Raw genomic sequence first — 20,884 nt, forward strand, 5'->3', positions numbered from 1 at the left:
CGATCTGGGCCCATCCCTTTGCCATCAGCCGTTCCAGCCCTATCTTGAGGGCATGACGGTGCATTTCCCCTTCCAGAACTCCTATTCGGCGCTGCCCGACAGCTTCTTTGCCCGCGTCGCGCCGACCCCTGTCGCCGCCCCCCGGCTGATCAAGCTGAACCGGCCGCTGGCGGTCCAGCTCGGGCTCGATCCTGACCTGCTGGAGACGGCGGAAGGCGCGGCGATCCTGGCGGGGAAGACGGTTCCCGACGGCGCCGATCCGATCGCCATGGCCTATGCCGGCCACCAGTTCGGGCAGTTCGTCCCGCAGCTCGGCGACGGCCGCGCCATCCTGCTCGGCGAGGTCATCGACAAGGACGGCGTCCGCCGGGACATCCAGCTCAAGGGCAGCGGCCCCACCCCGTTCTCCCGCCGCGGCGACGGCCGCGCCGCGCTCGGACCGGTCCTGCGCGAATACATCGTCAGCGAAGCGATGTATGCGCTGGGCATCCCGACTACCCGCTCGCTCGCCGCCGCCGTCACCGGCGAGCACGTCATCCGCGAGACCGCGCTGCCGGGCGCGGTGCTGACGCGTATCGCCTCCAGCCATATCCGCGTCGGCACCTTCCAGTTCTTCGCCGTGCGGCGTGACACCGAGGCGGTCCGCCGGCTCGCCGACCACGTCATCGCCAGGCACTATCCGGAGCTGCGCGATGCGGAACGGCCCTATCACGAACTGCTCGCCGGCGTCGTCGCCCGCCAGGCCGAGCTCATCGCGCGCTGGCTGCTGGTCGGCTTTATCCACGGCGTGATGAACACCGACAACAGCTCCATCTCGGGCGAGACCATCGACTACGGCCCCTGCGCCTTCATGGACGCCTACAACCCCGCACAGGTGTTCTCCTCGATCGACGAGATGGGCCGCTATGCCTATGCCAATCAGCCGCGCATCGCGCTGTGGAATTTGACCCGCCTCGCCGAGTGCCTGCTGCCGTTGTTCTCCGACGAGCAGGAGAAGGCGGTGGCCGAAGCCCAGGACATTCTCGGCGCCTTCTCCGAGATTTTCAGCACGGCTTATCAAGCCGGCTTGCGCAAAAAGGTCGGCCTGTTCACGGAGCGTGAAGGCGACGACACCCTGATCCAGGACCTGCTCGAAGCCATGGCCAAGAACCAGGCCGACTTCACCCTCACCTTCCGCAAGCTCGGCGATTCCGCCGTTGATGACAGCGCCGATGCGCGTGCGCAGTTCATGGAGCCCGCAGCCTTCGACGAGTGGTCCGGCCGCTGGCGCGCACGCATCGCGCTGGAGCCGCAGAGCGCAGCCGAGCGGCAAGCCGCGATGCACGCCGTCAATCCGGCCTTCATCCCGCGCAACCACCGCGTCGAGGCTGTGATCCAGGCTGCGGTCAACGACGACGACTACGCCCCGTTCGAGGAGCTGGTGCAAGTGCTGGCCAAGCCGTTCGAGGACCAGCCGGAGTTTGCCGCCTACGCCGATCCGCCGCTGCCGGACCAGCGGGTGTTGCGGACGTTTTGTGGGACGTAAACCTGTTCTGGATTGCAAGATGACGCAGCTCTCGGCCCTGAAAGATGACGAGATCGAAGCGATCAAGGCGCGCTGCGAGCAGGCGACCGCGGGTCCTTGGAAATCGTTCATCGAGAAGCGCGATGAACTAAGCGGATCGGACTTCGTCCAGACCGGAGGCGAAGACATCTACCTCACTGGCGCGACGCTCGCCGATCAGGAATTCATCGCCAACGCGCGACAGGACATTCCGAGATTGATCGCCGAGATCAAGCGCCTGCGCGCGATCGACCGTTAGCTCGATCCGCGGGACAAGAACCAAGTTTGCGCGCTTAGATTAGCTCTGCTCCGCGCAGCACCGCAACTCAAGGTAAGCCGGAACTTTGAATTACCCCTTCGGCTAATCCACCGTGCGCAGCGCGCTGCTGTGGACACGGGAACCACTGTCATCAAACTGAAACACACGCGCTCTAACCGCCTGTCAGGGTCGTCCTGCCGGAGGCACCCATCCTCCAACCGTCCCGACAAAGCGCGCCATGCCCTTCAAATTCATCCACCTCACCGACACGCATCTGGCGAACCCCGGCTTGACGCTCTATGGCCTCGATCCGCGCGCGCGGCTGGATGCGGCGATCGCCGACATCAACACGCACCAGTCCGACGCCGCCTTCGCTGTCGTGACCGGCGACCTCACCCATTGGGGCGAGCCGGAATCTTACGCCAATTTCGCAGACGCGATGGCCGCGCTGAAAATCCCGTATATCGCCATGGTCGGCAATCACGACAAGCGCGTCGCCTGCCTCGACGGTCTCAAGTCCGCGCCGCGCGATTCAAACGGCTTCGTGCAGGGCACGAAGACCACCGAGCACGGCCTGTTCGTCTTCCTCGACACGCTGGACGAAACCAGCCACGCCGGCGAGATGTGCGCCAAGCGCCTCGACTGGCTTGCCAACACGCTGGCGGCCGCGCCCGCCGACCAGCCATTCGTCGTGTTCATGCACCATCCGCCTTTCCCGATCGGCGTCCACGCGATGGACGAGATCGGGCTGAAACAGAGCGCGGAGTTCGCCGAGGTGATCGCGCCCTATCGCGCGCGCATCCGTCACCTCTTCTTCGGCCACGTCCACCGCCCGATCTTCGGCAGCTACGGCAAGATCCCGTTCTCCACCTTGCGCGGCACCAACCACCAGGTCTGGTTCGAGCTCGACGCTGACGCGCCGCACCTCGCAAGCCACGAGCCGCCCGCCTATGGCGTCGTGCTGATCGACGACGAGAACCTCGTCGTGCACAGCCACGACTTCCTCGACACCAGTCTGCGCTTTCCCTTCGAACCACCCGTGGGAACGGACGGCCGCGACTATGCGCTCAATTTCCCGGCGCGGTGAGATGAGCCTCGCCGAACCCGCGGCTCTTCCGGTCGCGACCTCGGCGGCGCCGCGCCTGGACGTCCTGAAGCGCCTCGGCACGCGCTTCAAAGCTTCGCTGCCTGCCTATCTCCTGTTGCTGCCCTCGCTGGTCTTTCTCGCGCTGTTCACCTATGGCGCGATGGGCCGCGTGTTCATCGATGCGCTCTACCAGCGCGCCACGCCGAAGGCGCCGGTCCGCTTCGTCGGCCTCGACAATATCAGCGCGGTGCTGGCCGACCCCGCCTTCACCGGCGCGGTCGTCAACAATCTCGTCTATGCCATCGGCACGGCGATCCCGAGCATCGGCCTCGCGCTGCTGTTCGCGCTGGCGCTGTCGCGCACCAACGCCGTCAGCAGCGCGCTGCGGGCGGCGCTGTTCCTGCCGGTGCTGATCCCGATGGTCGCGGCCTCGGCGCTGTTCATGTTCATCTTCCTGCCCAATGTCGGCCTGCTCGACTTCTATATCGGCCGCCTGCTTCCGGTGCTGCCGAACTGGCTCGGCGATCCCGACATCGCGCTGTACGCGATCATGATCATCACGATCTGGAAAAACGCCGGCTATTACATGCTGTTCTTCCTCGCCGGCCTTCAGGCCGTGCCCGAGGACGTGATGGAGGCCGCGCATCTCGACGGCGCCGGGCCTTACATGCGCTTCCGCCACATCATCTTGCCCGAGCTCAAGCCCACCTTCCTGTTCGTCATCGTGATCGCCACGCTCAACGCGGTGACGCAGGTCGACCACGTCTTCGTCATGACCCAGGGCGGGCCGTCCAATTCGACCAACCTCGTGCTGTTCTACATCTACCAGCAGGCGGTCGAGCATTACGACGTCGGCAAGGCCTCGGCCGCGACGCTGCTGACGCTCGCCGCGCTGATGGGCCTCACCGCGCTTTCCTTCCGCACCATGGCCAATCGCGAGGGCGGGCCATGAAGCTGATCGACGCCATCTACAAGGACGCCCCGCTCGCCACCCGCAACGAGATCACGCCCAAGCTCGGCTTCCTGCTGACCGTGCTGCTCGCGATCGTCTGGCTCATTCCGTTCCTGTGGATGGTCGTGGCGACGCTGCGCCCGGCCTCCGACGGCATCAATGCCATGGCCGAGCTGATGCCGAGCCTGAAGCCGACGCTCGACAATGTCAGGGATGCCTGGGAGATCGGCGATTTCCCGCGCTACACGCTTAACACCACGATCATCTGTGCCGGCATTTTGCTGGTGCAGTTCGTCACGATCACGCTGGCGGGCTTTGCCTTTGCGCGCCTCGACTTCGTCGGCAAGACGCCGATCTTCTATCTGTTCCTGATGCAGCTCATGCTGGTGCCGGTGCTGCTGATCGTGCCGAACCTGTCGCTGGTGGCGCAACTCGGCCTCTACGACACGCTCACCGGCGTGATGATGCCGTTCTTCGCCTCCGCCTTCGGCACCTTCCTGATGCGCCAGGCGTTCGAGGCGATTCCGACCGAGCTGGAAGACGCAGCCCTGATCGACGGCGCCAGCCTCCTCCAGCGCATCCGCCACATCTACGTGCCGCTGTCGATGCCGAGCTTCTCCGCCTTCGCCATCATCTCCGTGACCAGCCACTGGAACGACTTCCTGTGGCCGCTGATGGTGATCAACTCGCCGGACAAGCGGCCGCTCACGGTCGGGCTCTCCGTCTTCACCAAGACCGCCGAAGGCACGCAGGCCTGGGGCACCATCGCCGCCGGCACGCTGATGGTGATCGGCCCGCTGCTCATCACCTTCCTGATCTTCCAGAAGCGTTTCATCAGCTCTTTCGTCACCTCAGGCATCAAATAGGAGATTCTTCGATGCTGTTTTCCCGCAGGCTCATGCTCGGCCTTGCCATGGCAGGCTCCATGGCAAGTGCCCTCGCCCTTCCGGCGCTCGCCGGCGAAGGCCCGACCGAGATCGATCTGTTCTTCCCCGTCCCCGTCGACGGCAAGCTCGCCCGCGACATGGGCACCTTGATCAAGGAGTTCAACGAGACCCATCCGGACGTCAAGGCGACCGCGGTCTACACCGGCTCCTATGACGACACGCTGATCAAGACGCGCGCCGCAATCAAGGCCGGCAAGCCGCCGTCCGCCGTGATCATGTCGGCGAACTTCCTGCTCGACATGCAGATCGAGAACGAGCTCACCAATCTCGATGCCCTGATCAAGGCCGACGGCACCACCAAGGAGCAGTTCCTCGGCCAGTTCTTCCCGGCGCTGCAGGGCAACGCGGTGATCAACCGCTCGGTCTACGGCGTGCCCTTCCATAATTCGACGCCGCTGCTCTACATCAACGCCGACAAGGCCAAGGAAGCCGGCCTCGATCCGAGCAAGCCGCCGCAGACCTGGGCCGAGCTCACCGACTGGGCCAAGAAGCTCACCAAGCGCGAGGGCGACAAGGTGACCCAATGGGGCATCGCGATCCCCTGCGCGTATGACTATTGCGGCTGGATGATGGAAACGCTCACCATGAGCAATGGCGGGCGCTACTACAACGAGGAGTTCGGCGGCGAGGTCTATTACGACACGCCTTCGATGCTCGGCGCACTGACCTGGTGGAATGACCTCGTCTACAAGCACAAGGTCCACGCCCCCGGCGCCACGCCTGGCCCTGCCGTCAGCACTTCCTTCATCTCCGGCAACGCCGCGATGATGATGCTGTCGACGGGCTCGCTCACTTACGTGCGCGACAACGCCAAGTTCGCCTACAAGGTCGCCTTCATCCCGCGCAACGTCCGCAACGCCGTGCCGATCGGCGGCGCCTCGCTGATCGTTCCGGCCGGCCTCGAGGCCGACAGGCAGAAGGCTGCATGGACGCTGATCAAGTGGATGACCTCGCCCGAGAAGAGCGGCTGGTGGAGCCGCGCCACCGGCTATTTCGCGCCCAACATGGCCGCCTACAAAACGCCCGAGATGGTCGACTTCCTCAACAAGAACCCCGACGCCAAGACTGCCGTCGAGCAACTCGACGTCGCAAAGCCCTGGTTCGCGACCTACAAGACCGTGCCGGTGCGCAAGAACCTCGAGGACGAGGTGATGCTGGTCCTCAACGGCAAGAAGCAGCCGAAGGAAGCCCTCGCCGCCGCCCAGAAGGCCGCGGATGAGACGCTGAAGCCGTACAATGCGGAGACGTCGTTGAAGCTGCCGTAAGGCCGCCTTGTAGGGTGGATTAGTCACGCAGTAAGATTAGCCCGCGACCGCGTGAAACGCCGTCGCGGGCGTAATCCATCCTGCGAGCCACGAACGCGATCTCGTAGGGTGGGCAAAGGCGCACAGCGCCGTGCCCACCTTTCTATCTATTGAGCGATGGTGGGCACGCTTCGCTTTGCCCACCCTACGAAACTACACCTCGAAAGGCGCGACCTCAGATCGTCACGATAATCTTGCCGAACTGCGTGTTCGACTCCAGGAAGCGATGCGCCTCGACAATATCCTCGAACTTGAACGTTCGCGCGATGATCGGCTTCAACGCGTCGTCCGCCACCCCATCGAGGATGAAAGTCTTGGCCTGCCCAAGTCGCGTCGGATCGCGGACGATCTCGTGCACGAGGTAGCCGCGCAGGACCAGGCTCTTGGTCAACACATTGAAGAGTGGGAACGGCGTCGGCTCATGACTCAGCCCGCCATATTCGATCAGGATGCCGCCCGGCGCCATCGCCGCAGTCAGCGGCTCGAACGCCGGACCGCCGACGGCATCAAGCACCACGCGGACGCCGTTTGAACCGGCGATCTCCGCCAGCCGCGCTGCGATGTCCTCCTCGTCTGAGGCCACGACGTAAGCGGCACCGGCATCGAGCAAGGCTCGCCGCTTGGCCGATGTCCGGGTCAGGGCGACCGGGACAGCCCCGATCCGGTTCGCGATCTGGATTGCTGCAAGCCCGACACTGCTCGATGCCGCCGTGATGGCGACCACGTCCCCTCGCAAGAGTCCGGCGATGTCAACCAGCGCGCCGTAGGCCGTCAGATACTGCATCCATAGCGCTGCCGCTGTCTCGAAGCTTAGATCGGATGGATGCTTTACGACGAGTTCGGTCGGAAAAGTTGCGAGCTCCGCATAAGCCGGCCATCGCACCATGGATGTCGGCGGCACGATACTGACGGCATCGCCCGGCGCAAAGCCGGCCACGCCTTCGCCGACAGCCTCGACAAGACCCGCCGCCTCGAGACCAAGACCGGACGGAAATTGGGCGGTCTCGATATAGGTCCCCGACCGGAACAGGGCTTCCGCACGGTTGAGGCCGAGCGCCCTGATCCGAATCTGAACCTCGCCCTTCGCCGGCGGCGGAACGTTGACGGTCTCGATACCGAGCACTTCGGGACCGCCATGGCGGTGAAAGCGAACGACGCGGGCCATGGATACACTCCAAAACAATTGAACTGAATGGAGCTATGCCGATCTTGAGGAAGTGAATAAATCGGCAAAGTGAGCGAACAGTCGAAACCAGGAGTTTTCAATCATGGACCGCCTGACCAGCATGGCCGTGTTCGTCCGGGCTGTCGACCTCGGCTCGTTCGCAGCCGCGGCCGACGCCCTGGAGATGTCGGGTCCGATGGTCGGCAAGCATGTGCGGTTCCTCGAAGAGCGCCTCGGCGTCCGCCTCCTCAACCGCACCACACGGCGACAGAGCCTGACTGACGCGGGCCAGGCCTATTACGAGCGCTGCCGCGCGGTACTGCTCGAAGCGGACACCGCCGATGCCGTCGTTACCGACGAACTGTCCGAGCCGCGCGGCAGGCTCCGCGTGACCATGCCAGCCCTGCTGGGCCGGCACTGCATTGCCCCCTTGCTGATGAAACTCGCGCGAAAACATCCGCGGCTCGAACTCGACCTTTCCTTCGGCGATCCGATCACCGACCTCATCGAGGCCGGCTACGACCTTGCGATCCGGACCGGCGATCTCATCAACCAGTCCGGCCTGATCGCACGCCGCATCGCAAGCCAGCGCATGGTGGTGTGCGGCGCGCGCTCGTACTTGCGGGCGAGCGGCAAGCCGAAATCGATCGACGATCTCACCGCGCATCAGGCGATCATCTATCGCCGCTCGGGGCGCATCCGTCCGTGGCTATTTCCACAAGGCAGCGGGCCCGTGCGCGAGATCATGCCGTCCGGCAGGCTACGGCTCGACGATCTCGAGGCGATTGCCGATGCCGCCACGCAGGGCATGGGGCTCGCCTGGCTACCGTACTGGCTGGTCCGCGAGCGCCTCGCCACCGGAGCGCTCATCAGGCTCCTCAGCGGCCAACCGGAATTCCTCTACGAATGCCACGCGCTATGGCCGCGCTCACCCCGGCTGCCGCCAAAGGTCCGGGTGGCCGTGGATACCTTGGCCGCAGCCCTGCCGAAGCTGATGACATGAAGGGCGGTTTCCGCCGTTAACCCCCCATCCACCATCCGGCCTCCCCGCGCCGCCGGTAACCATCGCAATTAACAGACCCTCAACGCACCCCCGACAAATCTATCAATGTTTCTGGAGATTTCGCCGTGGATCTATTGGTTTTCGAGTTCCTGGGGCTGGCGCTGGTCGCCATGTGCGTGGTCGTGGTGGCGTTGCCCTGCGCCCGCAAATCCTCGCACCGGGTCCGCTACGAATAGGAATTTCGTCGGAAAAAGCGATTTCCGTTCAAATACAAGGCTCGAATTCGCATCGAGCCCCTTGACATCACAGCGCTTTCGGCAGAACGGCTGATATCAAGTGTCATGGGCCGTTCATGGATTTGATTACCACCACCGCTGACCTCGCGGCTGCCTGCAGCCGGCTGGCCAAGCACCCCGTCATTACCGTCGATACCGAGTTCCTGCGCGAGACCACCTACTACCCGCTGCTATGCGTGGTGCAGATGGCCAGCGCCGAGGAAGCCGTCGTCGTCGATACCCTGGCCGAGGGGATCGACCTCAAGCCGTTCTTCGAGCTGATGGCCAACGAGGCCGTGCTGAAAGTCTTCCACGCCGCCCGTCAGGACATCGAGATCATCTGGCACCAGGCCAACATCATCCCGCATCCGGTGTTCGACACCCAGGTTGCCGCGATGGTGCTGGGGTACGGCGACAGCATCGCCTACGACGCGCTGGTCGAGAAAGTCACCGGCCACCGCCCGGACAAGACCCACCGCTTCACCGACTGGTCGCGCCGGCCGCTGACCAAGGAGCAGATGCACTACGCCGTGTCCGACGTCACGCATTTGCGCGACGTGTTCGCAGCGCTCGATGCCGACCTCAAGAAGCGCCGTCGCAGCGAATGGGTCTCCATCGAGATGGAGGTCCTGACCTCCCCCCGGACCTACGACTTCCACCCCGAGCGGGCCTGGGAGCGGCTCAAGACGCGCGTGCGCAAGCCGAAGGATCTCGCGGTCCTGATGGAGGTCGCCGCCTGGCGCGAGCAGGAGGCGCAGAGCCGCGACGTGCCGCGCGGCCGCGTGCTGCGCGACGAGGCCATCAGCGATATCGCGACCCACGCGCCGAACACTCTGGAAAAGCTCGCCCATCTGCGCTCGGTGCCGAAGGGTTTTGAGAAATCCAAATGGGGCGCGGACATCGTCGCCGCGGTCGAGCGCGGGCTGGCGCGGGATTTTTCGACGCTCCCGAAGCTGGAGAAGCCGCGCAACAACAACAACGGCGCCGCCATCGTCGAGCTCTTGAAGGTGTTGCTGCGCATGACCGCCGAGAAGCATGCGGTCGCCAGCAAGGTGATCGCGACCGTCGACGATCTCGAGGAGATCGCGGCCGACGACGAAGCCGACGTGCCGGCACTGCGCGGCTGGCGCCGCGAGCTGTTCGGCGACGCTGCCTTGAAGCTCAAGCGCGGCGAGCTGGCACTGGCGGTCGAGAAAGGCCGCGTGATCGGAGTTCAGCGGGCGTAATGTTCAGCTGAGCGGATCAACTGTTAGCTCGTCATCCTGAGGTGCGAGGCGGGCGGTGCAACGCACCGCACGATGAGCCTCGAAGGATGAACGCCCGCGCAGTAGCAGCCGGGCCGTCGCCCTTCGAGGCTCGCCAAAGAGGCGAGCACCTCAGGGTGACGGTGATAGAGTTGGGCCCAGCAGTTACGCCGGCGTCAGCTTGGCCACTTCCGCCTTCATGTCGTTCAACACGCCGGAGATCGCGTCCACCAGCCCGTCGATGTCCGCCTTGGTGACGATCAGCGGCGGGCAGATGGCGATGGCGTCCAGCATGTTGCGCGAGATCACGCCGCGCTCCTGGAGCATGCGGCTGGCGATGCCGCCGACGGCGCCCGGCGTCGCCGCTGCGGTCTTGCGGCCCTTGTCGAGCACGAGCTCGATCGCCGCGATCATGCCGACGCCGCGAACCTCGCCGACCAGCGGATGGCTGGTGAGCTCGCGCAGTCTGCCCTGCATGTAAGCGCCGAGCTCGGCGGCATGTGCGACCAGGCCGCGCTCCTCGATGATCTTGAGGTTTTCCAGCGCAACCGCCGAACCGACCGGATGACCGCCCGCAGTGAAGCCGTGGCCGAGCACGCCGATCTTGTTGCTCTCGTCCGCGATCGGCTCGAACATGCGGTCGTTCATGATGATCGCCGAGAACGGGAAATAGCTCGAGGTGATCTGCTTGGAGACCACGAGCACGTCGGGCTTGATGCCGTAGGTCTCGCAGCCGAACATCTTGCCGGTGCGGCCGAAGCCGCAGATCACTTCGTCGGCGACCAGCAGGATGTCGTACTTGTTCAGGACCGCCTGGATCTTGTCCCAATAGGTCGCCGGCGGCACGATGACGCCGCCCGCGCCCATCACCGGCTCGCCGAAGAACGCCGCGATCGTATCGGGCCCTTCCTTCTGGATCAGCGTGTCGAGTTCCTCGGCCCGACGCGTCGCAAAGGCTTCCTCGCTCTCGCCGGGCGCGCCGTCCTTGTAGAAATGCGGCGAGCCCGTGTGCAGGATGTTCGGCAGCGGCAGGTCGAACGAGCGGTGGTTGTTCGGCAGGCCGGTGAGGCTCGCCGAGGCAATGGTGACGCCGTGATAGGCGCGCATCCGGCTGATCACCTTCTTGCGCTGCGGCTGACCGAGCGCGTTGGAGCGATAGGCGATCAGCTTGAGGACGGTGTCGTTGGCTTCCGAGCCGGAATTGGTGAAGAACACCTTGCTCATCGGCACAGGCGCGAGCGCGACCAGCTTCTCGGCGAGGTCGATCGAGGGCCCGTGCGATTTGGCGGAGAACGTGTGATAGAACGGCAGCGCCTGCATCTGCTTGTGCGCGGCCTCGACCAGCCGCTTCTCGTTGAAGCCCAGCCCAACGCTCCACAGGCCGGCCATCGCCTCGAAATAGCGCTTGCCCGACGCATCGAAGACGTAAGGACCCTCGCCGCGCTCGATCACCAGGGGACCTGCCTGCTGATGGGTGCGCGCGTTGGTGTAGGGATGGAGCTGATAGGCTACATCCCGGGCCTCTTGCGAATTGGGCAGCATGGACATTTGCGGAGATCCTTGAAAGCGTCACGTCGCAGGCATAGCCGGCGTCATCACTCGATGATCAAGTACCTTGGCTATTGCGACAGCGCAGAACTTGCAACGCCAATTCGTCGGCAGCAAGCGCTCGGCAGCGATGCACAAAAATGCACGCGACAAAGCTGCACGTGACATTGCCGCACGTGACAAATCCGCTCATGACGAAGCAACATGTGGAGCATCTCTCATGCCGCGTCGTCGTCATGCCCGTCGTCAGCGCCGGCAGCGGCCTCCCTCACCTCCACCAGCGCCATCGAGAGCAGATAGACCGTCGTCGGCAAACCAAGCCCGCGCGCCCTCTCGGCCGCACGCGACAGATCGCTCGCCAGCTCCTTGAGCTCGTCTCCCCGTGACAATCTCTCACCCCATCCGCCGGCCGCGGCCGCCTACACCGCAACGGCGCCGCTGGTTCTGATCAGTTCGGCGCTGGACTGGATTGTAGCAAAATTCCCGATGACATTCACTACCGCATGCTTATAGGCGGCGGAATCGCCCGTACCCGGCTGCCGGCAAGCCACGGCGTCAGCGACGACCTGGTAGCGATGGCTGCGGTGAAACCCTTCGGCTGCGGTGGCCAGGATGGTCTCGTCCAGGGAAAAACCGATCAGAATGCAGCGCACGGTCCGGATATTGGACATGTAGTCCACAAACCGCGACGAGCTGTAGGCCGACGGCAGCGGATGATCGAACGTCATCTCTCCCGGCCGCGGCTTGGTCTCCGCGATCCAATCGGTCAGCCTCGATGCCGGATTGAACCACGCCGCCTGCGCGATGCGCTTCAGATGCATCACCGGCCAGAGATTGCCCCGCCACAAGGTCAGCAGTTCCAGGCAGCGCGTCGTGACGGCGTCGCCGTCGAGGACGACGTGGCGGCGCCCAGGGGTCAGATACTCGACCTGGAGATCCGCGCAAATCAGGATCGGCGGATCATCGTGGATGGAAGCCAGCATTGTCTTGCGCAGAGCTGCATCAGTTTCAACGGTCGGCGAGCGCGAGATCCCGCAGCGGTGAGGTCACCGCCCGCCCCGCCGAGGCGTCGAGCACGCCCGGCCGGTCCCAATCGCCTTCGGGGCGGATGATCACGTACGGATCGCTGTCCAGCGTGATCGCGTCCGGGCCCGGCTCGATCTCCAGCAGCATTTCCGTGTAGGAAAAATCCGAGAATGTGATCTTGCGATTGTGGCCGAGCGGCTTGGCGCCGAAATGGGCCCAGAAATCGACCAGCCTGTCCTGTGCCTGGCCGTAGATCTTGCGAAAGCCCTTGCGCTTCACATAGTCGACGCTGGCCTGCACCAGCTTGAACGAGACGCGCGAGCGCCGGTATTGGTGACGGACCGCGAGCCGCTCCACCTTGGCGAAATCGCCGAAGAAGCGCACCCGCAGGCAGCCTGCGGGCTCGTTGCCGACGAAGCCGATGAAATGGGCCGCGACCATGTCGTTGCCGTCGAACTCCTCCTCGAACGGACAATCCTGCTCGGCGAGATAGACCGCCGAGCGAATGGCGGTGACCAGCATGAGATCGCTTGGATCGCGCGCAAGGCGGATGGTGATGGCGCGGGAACAGGGCTGGGCGACAGGGATCCTAGTACCGTGCATCTGCAAAACTCCTTGCTTGGATGATCGCGCCCGGCATGCGCAGCGGCTGGCGATGCCAGGGCCGCTCGTAGCACCAGAGGTCGGGCTGGAAGCTCGGGACCGGCGCAAAGCCGGTCGCCTTCATGATGTCGCGTCCGGCCACCGTTGACGGCTGCGCATAGCAATCGGCGCTGCGGAACCTTAGCTGTCGCAGATGTGCTGCAGCCTTGCCGAGACCCGCGATACCGCGTCCCGTCGCCGCGATCGCCCAGATATAGATGGCAGCGACCTCTTCGTTCGCGGAAGCGAGATAGCGCGTCTCGGGCGCGGTGAGGCAGATCTCGTCGAGGAGCAACGCATCGTGCCCGCGGTCATTGAGAAACAGGAAGGCCATGCCGCCGACGAGATCGCCCTTCCGGCTGAATGTCAGGATGCTCTGGGGATCGAACGTGAAGTAATGCGCAAGCTCGGCTGTCCCGATCCGCACGCCCGGCACCAGCCGGTGCGCCATCTGCGAAAGCGGTGCAATTTCGGACAATTGCGCACAGCGGACATCCACATCCGGGCTCAGCGGCAAGGCGTCGAAATCATGCCTTGCGGCAAACGAGCCCCTTTCCATACCCATGTCACGCCTCTATCGTTCGAAACTTTCGTGCCCCGCTACGCCGACGAGCTTAGCGGCTGGGGATCAGGAGTATGCAGCAGTTATTGCACCGGGGTGCTGCGATGACGCAGCACCGTGAAGAAGTCCTGGGCGCGTCCTGGGACGATTTGAAACTGTTTTTAGCGTGCGCAAAGTATAAAAGTTTTCGCAATGCCGCCGAAGAGCTCGGGCTCACCTCGACCACGCTGATGCGCCGCGTCGACCGGCTCGAAGAGAGCATCGGCTGCAAGCTGTTCCTGCGCGACCAGAGCGGGCTCACGCTCAGCGATGAAGGCATCGCAATGATCGCCGACGTTGCGCATATGGAGCGTCATGCCTTCAACGTCTTCCGGCGCGCCGCGCGGTCGTCGAACGACACATCAGGCACAGTGCGCGTCGCGGTGACGGAAGGCCCGGGCAATTTCTGGATCCTGCCGCGACTGATCGACTTCCAGAAGACCTACCGCAGGATCACCGTCGATCTGCGCTGCGCGATGGAGCAGGCCGACGTCGCACGGCTTGAATCGGACATCGCGATCCAGCTCGAACCACCGACCAATCCGGATCTGATCGTCGCCAAGCTCGGGCGTCTGCACATCTATCCCTTCGTCTCCAAGGAATACGAAAACCTCTACGGCGTGCCGGCGACCCTGGCCGACCTGAAGAACCACCGCATCATCAAGCAGAGCGCGCCGCAGGTCGACGACGGCGCCTACGCGCGCGTGCTCGGACTGAAGTCGCTCGAGGGCATCGTTGGGATCAAGACGAATTCCTCGGTCGGCGTGCTCTATGCAGTCGAGCGCGGCGCCGGCATCGGCTTCCTGCCGACGGTCTCGACCGCGCTCGGCGCGCCGCTGATCGCCGTCGATCTCGGCGTCAGCCACCACGCCGATCTCTGGCTCACCTATCACCGGGAATTCCGCACCTCCGAGCGCCACAAGATCGTGGTCGACTGGCTGAAGAAGATCTTCGATCCCAAGACCTATCCTTGCTTCCGCGACGAGTTCATCCATCCGAACGCGCTGGTGCCGATGATGACGGCGGCGCGCGAGGGTTTTGGATTGACGGGATATGTCGCGGCGACGCCGACCTAAGAGGCTGCGCTACCAGCGATATTCGAAGCCGACCGTGCCCTGGTGCGAGGTCAGCTCGTTGCGGAACTTGCCGTCGTAATTGACGTAAAGCCGCGCCACGCTGGTCAAGCTGAGCGAAGCCGAGGCACCGGCATCCACGCCGTAACGGCTCTCGCCGATGCCGGGAACGACGATGTTCTGAGCGCCGAGGCTGACCTGGACTGAGCCCAGATCCTGGTGGAAATTGTCGACGAACTTGCCGTAGCCGGACAGGTCCAGGATCTTCTGGTCGATGATGAAGTAGCGGCCGATCTCGGCCCCGATCATGATGCGTGCGCGTGAGAGCGCCGTCGAGCCGACGTTGAGCGGATCGAGGCCGCCGACCTCCTGGAACGCCGCACTGGTGGCGCGCACATATTCCAGTGCGCCTTTGGGCACGATGCGCATCTGGTCCTTGGTCCAGTAATAGCTGATCTCGGTCAGCGCGCCGTCGACCGCGGCGCGATAGCCCGCGGTCGCAAGGCCAAGGCCGGTGTCGCGGCTGGAACGGACCTTGCCGAAACCGTGCACCACGGCAAAGGCCCAGGTCCATGGCCCCTTGTCGACCGAGCCGTTGAAGCCGATTTGCGTCAGGTCGAGCGTGGCCGATTGCAGCGCCAGCGGCACGTCGATGTCGGTATGGCTCTGGTCGACGGAAAAGCCGAGATTGACGCCCGGGGCCACGCGCGCGCCGAAGCCGGCGACGCCGCCAACCGTCTTGCGCCGGTCGCCGACGAAGTCGCCTTGCGCATCGGTCCGGACCGAGAGGCCGTAGCCCTCGAACCAGGTGCGGTAGCGCGGATCTTCAGTGCTGGCGGACGCACCGCCGCCGCCGGGATTGGTGCGGAATGTCCGGTTGAAACCGTTCGACGCCTGGTTGCCGAGCCGCTCCAGGAAGTTCGAGCCGAGATCGAGCGCAGCGTTGCCGGCCGACGGGGACGGGATCGGGGTGGGTGACGGCGTGGGCGTCGGTGTCGGGGTCGGCGTAGGCGTCGGGCTTTGCGCGAAGACCGGCGACGTGGCCGACATCATCACGACGATCGCAAACGCCGCCGCGATCGCTGCCGCGACCCTGCGGACGCGGTCCAGCCCGATCGTCTGCCGTGTCCCGGACGGCTGCGATGTGCAGCACATGACGACAAATCCCGAAGCAAATGGCGGCGCGCAAAAATGCAACACGCGCGGCGCACGCATGTCGCGATTTGTGCCGAACTGCCACGGAGGGTCAACCGCTTAGCCCGCGGTCACCGAGGCTATTGCCCTCGATTGTGGTTCCGCGGCCACAGGTCGGAAATTGCAGAACGGCACAATCCGTCTGCCCTTGAAATTTAACCGCAGCTTGCTAACGGGCGATTTTCATGTTGCAATGTTGGACACAATCGGAATTGGCCGCTCTGCTGTGCGTTTCGCGACATTGAGATTCAAGACTCGAACAGACTCCCGGAAGCCCGTTTGTGGCGTGGCACGCGAAAAGCGGCCGCGTCTTTTTTATATCTAGTGGAGGAGACTGAGGATGCCGCAAAAGGGCACCGTCAAATGGTTCAACCCGACCAAGGGCTATGGGTTCATCAAGCCGAACGGCAGCGACAAGGACGTGTTCGTCCACATCTCCGCCGTCGAGCGTGCCGGACTTTCGACCCTCAACGAGAACCAGGTGGTCGAATACGACCTCGTGGAGAACCGCGGCAAGGCATCCGCGGAGAACCTCAAGGTCTCCTGAATTCTCTCAAGGCTACACGCGAGAGACCATGACGTTGCCCCCGGCTCTGCCGGGGGATTTTGTTTTGGGCTCCCTGCTTATCCATTCGACCTTCCGACAATTTCCGGTTATATTACCGGAAATTGCGGAGCATGACGTGGCAACAAAGTCCCAGCGAAAGGCAACCCGGACCCATCGGCGCCGCGCTGCGGCGCGGGGTCTGGTTAGGGTCGAAGTCCAAGCTGCTAAGAAAGACGCGGGCCTCATCCGTGCATTGGCCGAAACCCTGCGCGACGAACCGGAGCGAGCCGCAGCACTTCGATCAACGCTTGCTAGCGCCCTCCAAAATCCCGGCGTCAAGACAGCCTTCGACGTCTTCGGCTCCGAGCTTCCCGATGAAGCATTCGACGGTGTCTTCGATCGGCCAAGGCGCGACGGCTGGCGAGAGCTCGACTTGTGAGGTTTCTGGTCGATACCAACGTCATCTCCGAAATACGCAAGCGCGAGCGCGCCGACCCAAATGTCATTCGTTGGGTTAATCAGACGCCAGCGGGGGAGATCGGTACCAGTGTCTTAGTTCTGGCCGAAATTCGCCGGGGCATCGAGCTGAAAAGGCGAAATGATCCTCTCCAGGCGAAATCCCTCGACCGATGGTTCTCTCAGATGAGAACCCGACTCGCTGATCGGGTTCTACCCATCGATGAGACCATCGCCGAGACTTGGGCCCTCCTTGGAATTCCCAATCCACTGCCGCTTATTGACAGCCTGCTCGCCGCCACTGCCAAGGTCCACGGTCTGACACTGGTGACGCGCAACATTGCCGACATTGAATCGACCGGCGTAGCGACGCTCGATCCGTTCGCCGCGCCGTGAGCGATAGACCGAAGATCCAACCGTCGGAATATTACGCGGTCGCTAATGACACCAAATGGCGCGAACTGTGGGAGGCCGTGCTCGATCTTCCCCCGCCCTGTCGACCTCGATTCCGCTGCCGAAACCTGGAAACCGGAAACCTGAGCCATTGGGATGGTGAATGGTTCTATCACTGGATGAGCGCAGGATGGAATTGGATGGAATGGGCTGAACTGTCCGTCGAAACGACGCCTCAGCGCGAGCGTGTCCGCGCGATCCTGAAACGGATCCGGTTTGTCGGAGAGAAGACCACTGCGGGTTTTCGCATCTACGGATATGTCCGCAATGGCGAGGCGGCAGACTATATCGAGTAAGCCGGATCGACTCAGCTCACCACCGGCGCAACCAGAAAATTCTCCGACGCGGAACTTCCGTCCGTCTTGCACACATCGCCCTCGATCCGGACCTTGCCGGTCGCGAGCAGCCGCAGCGCTTCGGGATAGATGCGGTGCTCGACTTCGAGGATGCGCTCCGACAGCGTATCCCCCGTGTCGTGATCGCTGACGGGAACCGCGCCCTGCATCACGATCGGGCCGGCATCGGTCTCGGGGATGACGAAGTGCACCGTCGCGCCTGATAGCTTGACGCCGGCGCGCAGCGCCTGGCCGTGCGGATCGAGGCCGGGGAAGGACGGCAGCAGCGACGGATGGATGTTGAGCATCCGCCCGTACCAGGCCCTGGTGAACTCGGCCGTGAACAGGCGCATGAAGCCGCCGAGGCAAATCAGCTCGATCCCATGCTGGTCGAGCGCCGCCTGCATCACCTTTTCGAAGCCGGCGCGGTCCTTGCCGAACGGCTTGCTCTCGATCACCAGCGTGTTCACGCCGGCCGCCTTGGCCCGCTCGAGCCCGAGCGCATCGGCCTTGTTCGAAATGACGAGCGAGATCTCCGCCGGGAAATCCGCAGCAGTGGCGGCCCTGATCAGCGCGGACATGTTGGAGCCGCGGCCGGAGATCAGGATGGCGACGCGACGCTTCATCGCAGCGCCAGTCATCACGGCGCCATGTCGAGATGGCCGTTATAGACGACGCGGTGCTCGCCCTCGGCCGGAATCACGGTGCCGAGCTGCGCCACGGTCTCGCCGGCGTCGGTGAAGACCTGCACGACCTCGTCGACCTTGTCGGGCTCGACGATCGCGATCATGCCGATGCCGCAGTTGAAGGTGCGCAGCATCTCCAGCTCGGCGATGCCGGCCTGCGCCGCCAGCCATTTGAACACCGGCAGCACCGGCAGGCGGGCCAGATCGATGCCGACGCCGAGGTTGCTCGGCAGCACGCGCGGAATGTTGTCGGTGAAGCCGCCGCCGGTGATGTGGGCAAGGCCCTTCACCGCGCCGGTCTCGCGGATCGCGCGCAGGCAGGATTTGACGTAGAGCTTCGTCGGCGTCAGCAGCGCGCCGCCAAGGGTCATGACCGGAGCGAACGGCGCCGGCGCCTCGAAGCCGAGGCCCGATTGTTCCACGATCTTGCGCACCAGCGAGAAGCCGTTCGAATGCACCCCCGATGAGGCGAGGCCAATGACGGCGTCGCCGGCCGCGATGTCCTTGCGCGGCAGCAACGTCCCCCGCTCCGCGGCACCGACGGCAAAGCCGCCGAGGTCGTAATCGCCGTCCTTGTACAAGCCGGGCATCTCGGCGGTCTCGCCGCCGATCAGGGCGCAGCCGGATTCGCGGCAGCCCTCCGCGACGCCCGCGACGATCGAGGCCGTCGCCTCCGGATCGAGCTTGCCGCAAGCGAAATAATCCAGGAAGAACAGCGGCTCGGCGCCCTGCACCACGAGGTCGTTGACGCTCATGGCGACGAGGTCGATGCCGATCCCGCCATGCAGGCCGGTCTCGATCGCGATCTTGACCTTGGTGCCGACGCCGTCGGTCGCGGCCACGAGGACCGGATCTTTGAAACCGGCCGCCTTGAGGTCGAACAGGCCGCCGAAACCGCCGATCTCGGCGTCGGCGCCCGGCCGTGCGGTGGCGCGCACCATCGGCTTGATCAGGTCGACCAGGCGGTTGCCCGCATCGATATCGACGCCTGAATCGGCGTAAGTGAGGCCGTTTTTGCGGTCGGTCATGCCCGATTTCCAGTGGGTTCGCGGCTGGTTACGTCGAATTCCGGGGACGCGCAATGGCTCGCATGGCGCACCGCCGTATACTATGTAGAGATATCAACCGGTTCAGCCTCCCGAGAGGCCGGATTCGAGGTCAGACCGGGTGCCGGGAAGCGCTTTCGTGAGTATTCCGAACATCATTACCCTGGGCCGCATCATGCTGGTCCCGATCATCGTCTGGGCCATCGTGTCGAGCCAAATGGAGGTCGCGTTCGCCGTCTTCCTGATCGCCGGTATCAGCGACGCCGTGGACGGCTTCCTGGCCAAGCGCTTCAACATGACGAGCGAGCTCGGCGCCCTGCTCGACCCGCTCGCGGACAAGGCGCTGCTGGTCTCGATCTACATGGCGCTCGGCATCTGGGGCGCAATTCCGCGCTGGATCGTGATCCTGGTGGTCTCGCGCGACATCATGATCGTCGCCGCCGTGATCGTGTCCTGGCTGTTCGACCGGCCGGTCGAGATGAAGCCGTCGAAAGTGTCCAAGCTCAACACGGTTGCACAAGTGGCGTTCGCGGCGCTCGTGCTGGCGGCGCTTGCCTTCGGCTTCAAGCCGGCCCCTTATGATATCATCCTGATGGGCTTCGTCACGGTCTTCACGCTCTCCTCCGTGTCGCTCTATCTGGTCGAGTGGCTGCGGCACATGAGTACGATCGAGGCCAAATGAGAGGGGATGCGGCCCCGTAAAAGGCCAACTCCCGCTCGATACGTCCGACCTCTTCAAATGACGCCGGCGCGCCGGCATGGAGCAAAGCAAGCGTGCCAGGCCGCGTTCACCCCCGACAATTGGCGTTTTCACTTCCGCATGCGGAGAGCCTCAGCCGGGACAATTTCCTTGAGGGACCGGCCAATGCAGCCGGCCTCGGCCTGATCGACAGCTGGCCGGAATGGCCGAACCGGATCATGTGGCTGGCCGGCCCGGAAGGAAGCGGCAAGAGCCATCTCGGCGCGATCTGGGCCGAGGAGGCCGGCGCCCGCTCCACCACGGCCAATGCGCTGACCGCTGCGGGCGTTCCGGGCACGCTCGCCACAGGTGCGCTGGTGGTCGAGGATCTCAAGGCCAGGGAATTTGACGAACGCGCCCTCTTCCACCTGATGAACCTCGCCCGCGAGGATGGCGCCTACATTCTGTTCACCGGACGCGAGGTGCCGGCCTCGCTGGAGATAGAGCTTCGCGACCTGCGCTCGCGTCTGCGCGCCGTTCCGGTGGTCGCGCTGCTGCCGCCCGACGACCAGCTCTTCCGCGGCCTGATCGTCAAATTCTGCGCCGACCGCCAGCTCACCGTGGACGAGAGCGTAGTCGGCTACCTCGCCACGCGCCTGGAGCGGTCCTCGGCCGCCGCCCGCCAAGCCGTGGAATTGCTCGACAGCGAAGCCCTGCGACTTGGCCGCCCGGTCACCCGGGCGCTGGCCGCCGAGCTACTGCGGGACGCTTGATCGGTCGCGCGGCCGCGCCCAAGGCCTACGCGAGCCCGCTTGACGC

General features: G+C 64.2%; 24 protein-coding genes. 15 read left to right on the forward strand and 9 right to left on the reverse strand.

Annotated features, from left to right (window positions below):
- Positions 1–52 precede the first annotated feature (52 nt).
- The 6 genes from A3AS_RS0110280 (at position 53) to A3AS_RS0110305 (ending at position 6,053) form a co-directional block, all read left to right on the forward strand.
- A complete protein-coding gene (locus A3AS_RS0110280; protein WP_018317509.1) occupies positions 53–1,525 on the forward strand; it encodes a YdiU family protein in 1,473 nt (490 codons plus the stop codon).
- A 19-nt stretch (positions 1,526–1,544) separates the two neighbouring features.
- Positions 1,545–1,802, forward strand: coding sequence for a hypothetical protein (locus A3AS_RS0110285; RefSeq protein ID WP_018317510.1), 258 nt, complete (start codon positions 1,545–1,547; stop codon positions 1,800–1,802).
- Between the two features lie 238 nt (positions 1,803–2,040).
- A complete protein-coding gene (locus A3AS_RS0110290; protein WP_018317511.1) occupies positions 2,041–2,889 on the forward strand; it encodes a phosphodiesterase in 849 nt (282 codons plus the stop codon).
- A gap of 1 nt (position 2,890) precedes the next feature.
- Positions 2,891–3,841: a carbohydrate ABC transporter permease gene (locus A3AS_RS0110295; RefSeq protein WP_018317512.1), complete on the forward strand. Its 951-nt coding sequence runs from the start codon at positions 2,891–2,893 to the stop codon at positions 3,839–3,841.
- Positions 3,838–4,707: a carbohydrate ABC transporter permease gene (locus tag A3AS_RS0110300; RefSeq protein ID WP_018317513.1), complete on the forward strand. Its 870-nt coding sequence runs from the start codon at positions 3,838–3,840 to the stop codon at positions 4,705–4,707. The genes A3AS_RS0110295 and A3AS_RS0110300 overlap by 4 nt, the downstream gene beginning before the upstream one ends.
- A gap of 11 nt (positions 4,708–4,718) precedes the next feature.
- On the forward strand, positions 4,719–6,053 hold the full coding sequence (locus tag A3AS_RS0110305; protein ID WP_018317514.1) for an ABC transporter substrate-binding protein: 1,335 nt from the start codon (positions 4,719–4,721) through the stop codon (positions 6,051–6,053).
- 214 nt (positions 6,054–6,267) lie between these two features.
- Here A3AS_RS0110305 and A3AS_RS0110310 read toward each other — a convergent pair whose 3' ends face one another.
- Positions 6,268–7,257: a zinc-dependent alcohol dehydrogenase family protein gene (locus A3AS_RS0110310; RefSeq protein ID WP_018317515.1), complete on the reverse strand. Its 990-nt coding sequence runs from the start codon at positions 7,255–7,257 to the stop codon at positions 6,268–6,270.
- Between the two features lie 103 nt (positions 7,258–7,360).
- On the opposite strand from A3AS_RS0110310, the gene A3AS_RS0110315 reads away from it, so the two are divergent.
- Positions 7,361–8,260, forward strand: coding sequence for a LysR family transcriptional regulator (locus A3AS_RS0110315; protein ID WP_018317516.1), 900 nt, complete (start codon positions 7,361–7,363; stop codon positions 8,258–8,260).
- 352 nt (positions 8,261–8,612) lie between these two features.
- Positions 8,613–9,761, forward strand: coding sequence for a ribonuclease D (rnd, locus tag A3AS_RS0110325; protein WP_018317518.1), 1,149 nt, complete (start codon positions 8,613–8,615; stop codon positions 9,759–9,761).
- A gap of 183 nt (positions 9,762–9,944) precedes the next feature.
- Here the strand turns inward: rnd and A3AS_RS0110330 are convergent, their stop codons facing one another.
- The 5 genes from A3AS_RS0110330 to A3AS_RS0110350 form a co-directional block, all read right to left on the reverse strand.
- Entirely contained in the window at positions 9,945–11,327 is a 1,383-nt protein-coding gene (locus A3AS_RS0110330; RefSeq protein ID WP_018317519.1) for an aspartate aminotransferase family protein, read from the reverse strand.
- 218 nt (positions 11,328–11,545) lie between these two features.
- Complete coding sequence (locus A3AS_RS48245) at positions 11,546–11,716, reverse strand: hypothetical protein (RefSeq protein WP_018317520.1); 171 nt, start codon at positions 11,714–11,716, stop codon at positions 11,546–11,548.
- 30 nt (positions 11,717–11,746) lie between these two features.
- Positions 11,747–12,310: an isochorismatase family protein gene (locus A3AS_RS0110340; RefSeq protein WP_018317521.1), complete on the reverse strand. Its 564-nt coding sequence runs from the start codon at positions 12,308–12,310 to the stop codon at positions 11,747–11,749.
- 25 nt (positions 12,311–12,335) lie between these two features.
- Positions 12,336–12,956 carry a GNAT family N-acetyltransferase gene (locus A3AS_RS0110345; protein WP_018317522.1) on the reverse strand — a complete coding sequence of 207 codons (621 nt, stop codon included), beginning with the start codon at positions 12,954–12,956 and terminating at the stop codon, positions 12,336–12,338.
- Entirely contained in the window at positions 12,943–13,560 is a 618-nt protein-coding gene (locus A3AS_RS0110350; RefSeq protein WP_018317523.1) for a hypothetical protein, read from the reverse strand. Before A3AS_RS0110350 ends, A3AS_RS0110345 begins: the two co-directional genes overlap by 14 nt.
- 71 nt (positions 13,561–13,631) lie before the next feature.
- Between A3AS_RS0110350 and A3AS_RS0110355 the strand changes: the two genes are divergently transcribed.
- Positions 13,632–14,672 (forward strand): LysR family transcriptional regulator, encoded by a 1,041-nt coding sequence (locus A3AS_RS0110355; RefSeq protein ID WP_018317524.1) that lies wholly within the window; start codon positions 13,632–13,634, stop codon positions 14,670–14,672.
- A gap of 9 nt (positions 14,673–14,681) precedes the next feature.
- On the opposite strand, the gene A3AS_RS0110360 is transcribed toward A3AS_RS0110355, so the two are convergent.
- Positions 14,682–15,824 carry an autotransporter outer membrane beta-barrel domain-containing protein gene (locus A3AS_RS0110360; protein WP_026201863.1) on the reverse strand — a complete coding sequence of 381 codons (1,143 nt, stop codon included), beginning with the start codon at positions 15,822–15,824 and terminating at the stop codon, positions 14,682–14,684.
- Between the two features lie 379 nt (positions 15,825–16,203).
- On the opposite strand from A3AS_RS0110360, the gene A3AS_RS0110365 reads away from it, so the two are divergent.
- From A3AS_RS0110365 to A3AS_RS49975, 4 genes are read left to right on the forward strand one after another with little or no spacing between them, the layout of a single operon-like run.
- Entirely contained in the window at positions 16,204–16,410 is a 207-nt protein-coding gene (locus A3AS_RS0110365; protein ID WP_007591938.1) for a cold-shock protein, read from the forward strand.
- Positions 16,411–16,438: 28 nt separating this feature from the next.
- A complete protein-coding gene (locus A3AS_RS0110370; protein ID WP_018317526.1) occupies positions 16,439–16,849 on the forward strand; it encodes a hypothetical protein in 411 nt (136 codons plus the stop codon).
- The gene (locus tag A3AS_RS0110375) at positions 16,846–17,262 is read left to right on the forward strand and encodes a type II toxin-antitoxin system VapC family toxin (RefSeq protein WP_018317527.1); all 417 of its coding nucleotides are present in this window, start codon (positions 16,846–16,848) and stop codon (positions 17,260–17,262) included. The genes A3AS_RS0110370 and A3AS_RS0110375 overlap by 4 nt, the downstream gene beginning before the upstream one ends.
- The gene (locus A3AS_RS49975) at positions 17,259–17,615 is read left to right on the forward strand and encodes a DUF6678 family protein (RefSeq protein ID WP_371260666.1); all 357 of its coding nucleotides are present in this window, start codon (positions 17,259–17,261) and stop codon (positions 17,613–17,615) included. Before A3AS_RS0110375 ends, A3AS_RS49975 begins: the two co-directional genes overlap by 4 nt.
- An 11-nt stretch (positions 17,616–17,626) precedes the next feature.
- On the opposite strand, the gene purN is transcribed toward A3AS_RS49975, so the two are convergent.
- Positions 17,627–18,280 (reverse strand): phosphoribosylglycinamide formyltransferase, encoded by a 654-nt coding sequence (gene purN / locus A3AS_RS0110385; protein WP_026201865.1) that lies wholly within the window; start codon positions 18,278–18,280, stop codon positions 17,627–17,629.
- A gap of 14 nt (positions 18,281–18,294) precedes the next feature.
- Positions 18,295–19,368, reverse strand: coding sequence for a phosphoribosylformylglycinamidine cyclo-ligase (purM, locus tag A3AS_RS0110390; protein WP_018317530.1), 1,074 nt, complete (start codon positions 19,366–19,368; stop codon positions 18,295–18,297).
- Positions 19,369–19,525: 157 nt separating this feature from the next.
- Here purM and A3AS_RS0110395 point away from each other — a divergent pair, with 157 nt between their 5' ends.
- Entirely contained in the window at positions 19,526–20,068 is a 543-nt protein-coding gene (locus tag A3AS_RS0110395; RefSeq protein ID WP_026201866.1) for a CDP-alcohol phosphatidyltransferase family protein, read from the forward strand.
- Positions 20,069–20,160: 92 nt separating this feature from the next.
- Positions 20,161–20,838 carry a DnaA ATPase domain-containing protein gene (locus A3AS_RS0110400; RefSeq protein ID WP_018317532.1) on the forward strand — a complete coding sequence of 226 codons (678 nt, stop codon included), beginning with the start codon at positions 20,161–20,163 and terminating at the stop codon, positions 20,836–20,838.
- The last annotated feature ends 46 nt before the right edge of the window (positions 20,839–20,884 follow it).

It is taken from the genome of Bradyrhizobium sp. WSM2793 (assembly GCF_000379585.1).
GTDB lineage: Bacteria > Pseudomonadota > Alphaproteobacteria > Rhizobiales > Xanthobacteraceae > Bradyrhizobium.

Bases quoted from the DNA above. Each gene is read 5' to 3' on its own strand.
- A3AS_RS0110280 (WP_018317509.1), top strand. From the start codon at position 53: ATGACGGTGCATTTCCCCTTCCAGAACTCCTATTCGGCGCTGCCCGAC.
- A3AS_RS0110285 (WP_018317510.1), top strand. From the start codon at position 1,545: ATGACGCAGCTCTCGGCCCTGAAAGATGACGAGATCGAAGCGATCAAG.
- A3AS_RS0110290 (WP_018317511.1), top strand. From the start codon at position 2,041: ATGCCCTTCAAATTCATCCACCTCACCGACACGCATCTGGCGAACCCC.
- A3AS_RS0110295 (WP_018317512.1), top strand. From the start codon at position 2,891: ATGAGCCTCGCCGAACCCGCGGCTCTTCCGGTCGCGACCTCGGCGGCG.
- A3AS_RS0110300 (WP_018317513.1), top strand. From the start codon at position 3,838: ATGAAGCTGATCGACGCCATCTACAAGGACGCCCCGCTCGCCACCCGC.
- A3AS_RS0110305 (WP_018317514.1), top strand. From the start codon at position 4,719: ATGCTGTTTTCCCGCAGGCTCATGCTCGGCCTTGCCATGGCAGGCTCC.
- A3AS_RS0110310 (WP_018317515.1), bottom strand. From the start codon at position 7,257: ATGGCCCGCGTCGTTCGCTTTCACCGCCATGGCGGTCCCGAAGTGCTC.
- A3AS_RS0110315 (WP_018317516.1), top strand. From the start codon at position 7,361: ATGGACCGCCTGACCAGCATGGCCGTGTTCGTCCGGGCTGTCGACCTC.
- rnd (WP_018317518.1), top strand. From the start codon at position 8,613: ATGGATTTGATTACCACCACCGCTGACCTCGCGGCTGCCTGCAGCCGG.
- A3AS_RS0110330 (WP_018317519.1), bottom strand. From the start codon at position 11,327: ATGTCCATGCTGCCCAATTCGCAAGAGGCCCGGGATGTAGCCTATCAG.
- A3AS_RS0110340 (WP_018317521.1), bottom strand. From the start codon at position 12,310: ATGCTGGCTTCCATCCACGATGATCCGCCGATCCTGATTTGCGCGGAT.
- A3AS_RS0110345 (WP_018317522.1), bottom strand. From the start codon at position 12,956: ATGCACGGTACTAGGATCCCTGTCGCCCAGCCCTGTTCCCGCGCCATC.
- A3AS_RS0110350 (WP_018317523.1), bottom strand. From the start codon at position 13,560: ATGGGTATGGAAAGGGGCTCGTTTGCCGCAAGGCATGATTTCGACGCC.
- A3AS_RS0110355 (WP_018317524.1), top strand. From the start codon at position 13,632: ATGCAGCAGTTATTGCACCGGGGTGCTGCGATGACGCAGCACCGTGAA.
- A3AS_RS0110360 (WP_026201863.1), bottom strand. From the start codon at position 15,824: ATGTGCTGCACATCGCAGCCGTCCGGGACACGGCAGACGATCGGGCTG.
- A3AS_RS0110365 (WP_007591938.1), top strand. From the start codon at position 16,204: ATGCCGCAAAAGGGCACCGTCAAATGGTTCAACCCGACCAAGGGCTAT.
- A3AS_RS0110370 (WP_018317526.1), top strand. From the start codon at position 16,439: ATGACGTTGCCCCCGGCTCTGCCGGGGGATTTTGTTTTGGGCTCCCTG.
- purN (WP_026201865.1), bottom strand. From the start codon at position 18,280: ATGAAGCGTCGCGTCGCCATCCTGATCTCCGGCCGCGGCTCCAACATG.
- purM (WP_018317530.1), bottom strand. From the start codon at position 19,368: ATGACCGACCGCAAAAACGGCCTCACTTACGCCGATTCAGGCGTCGAT.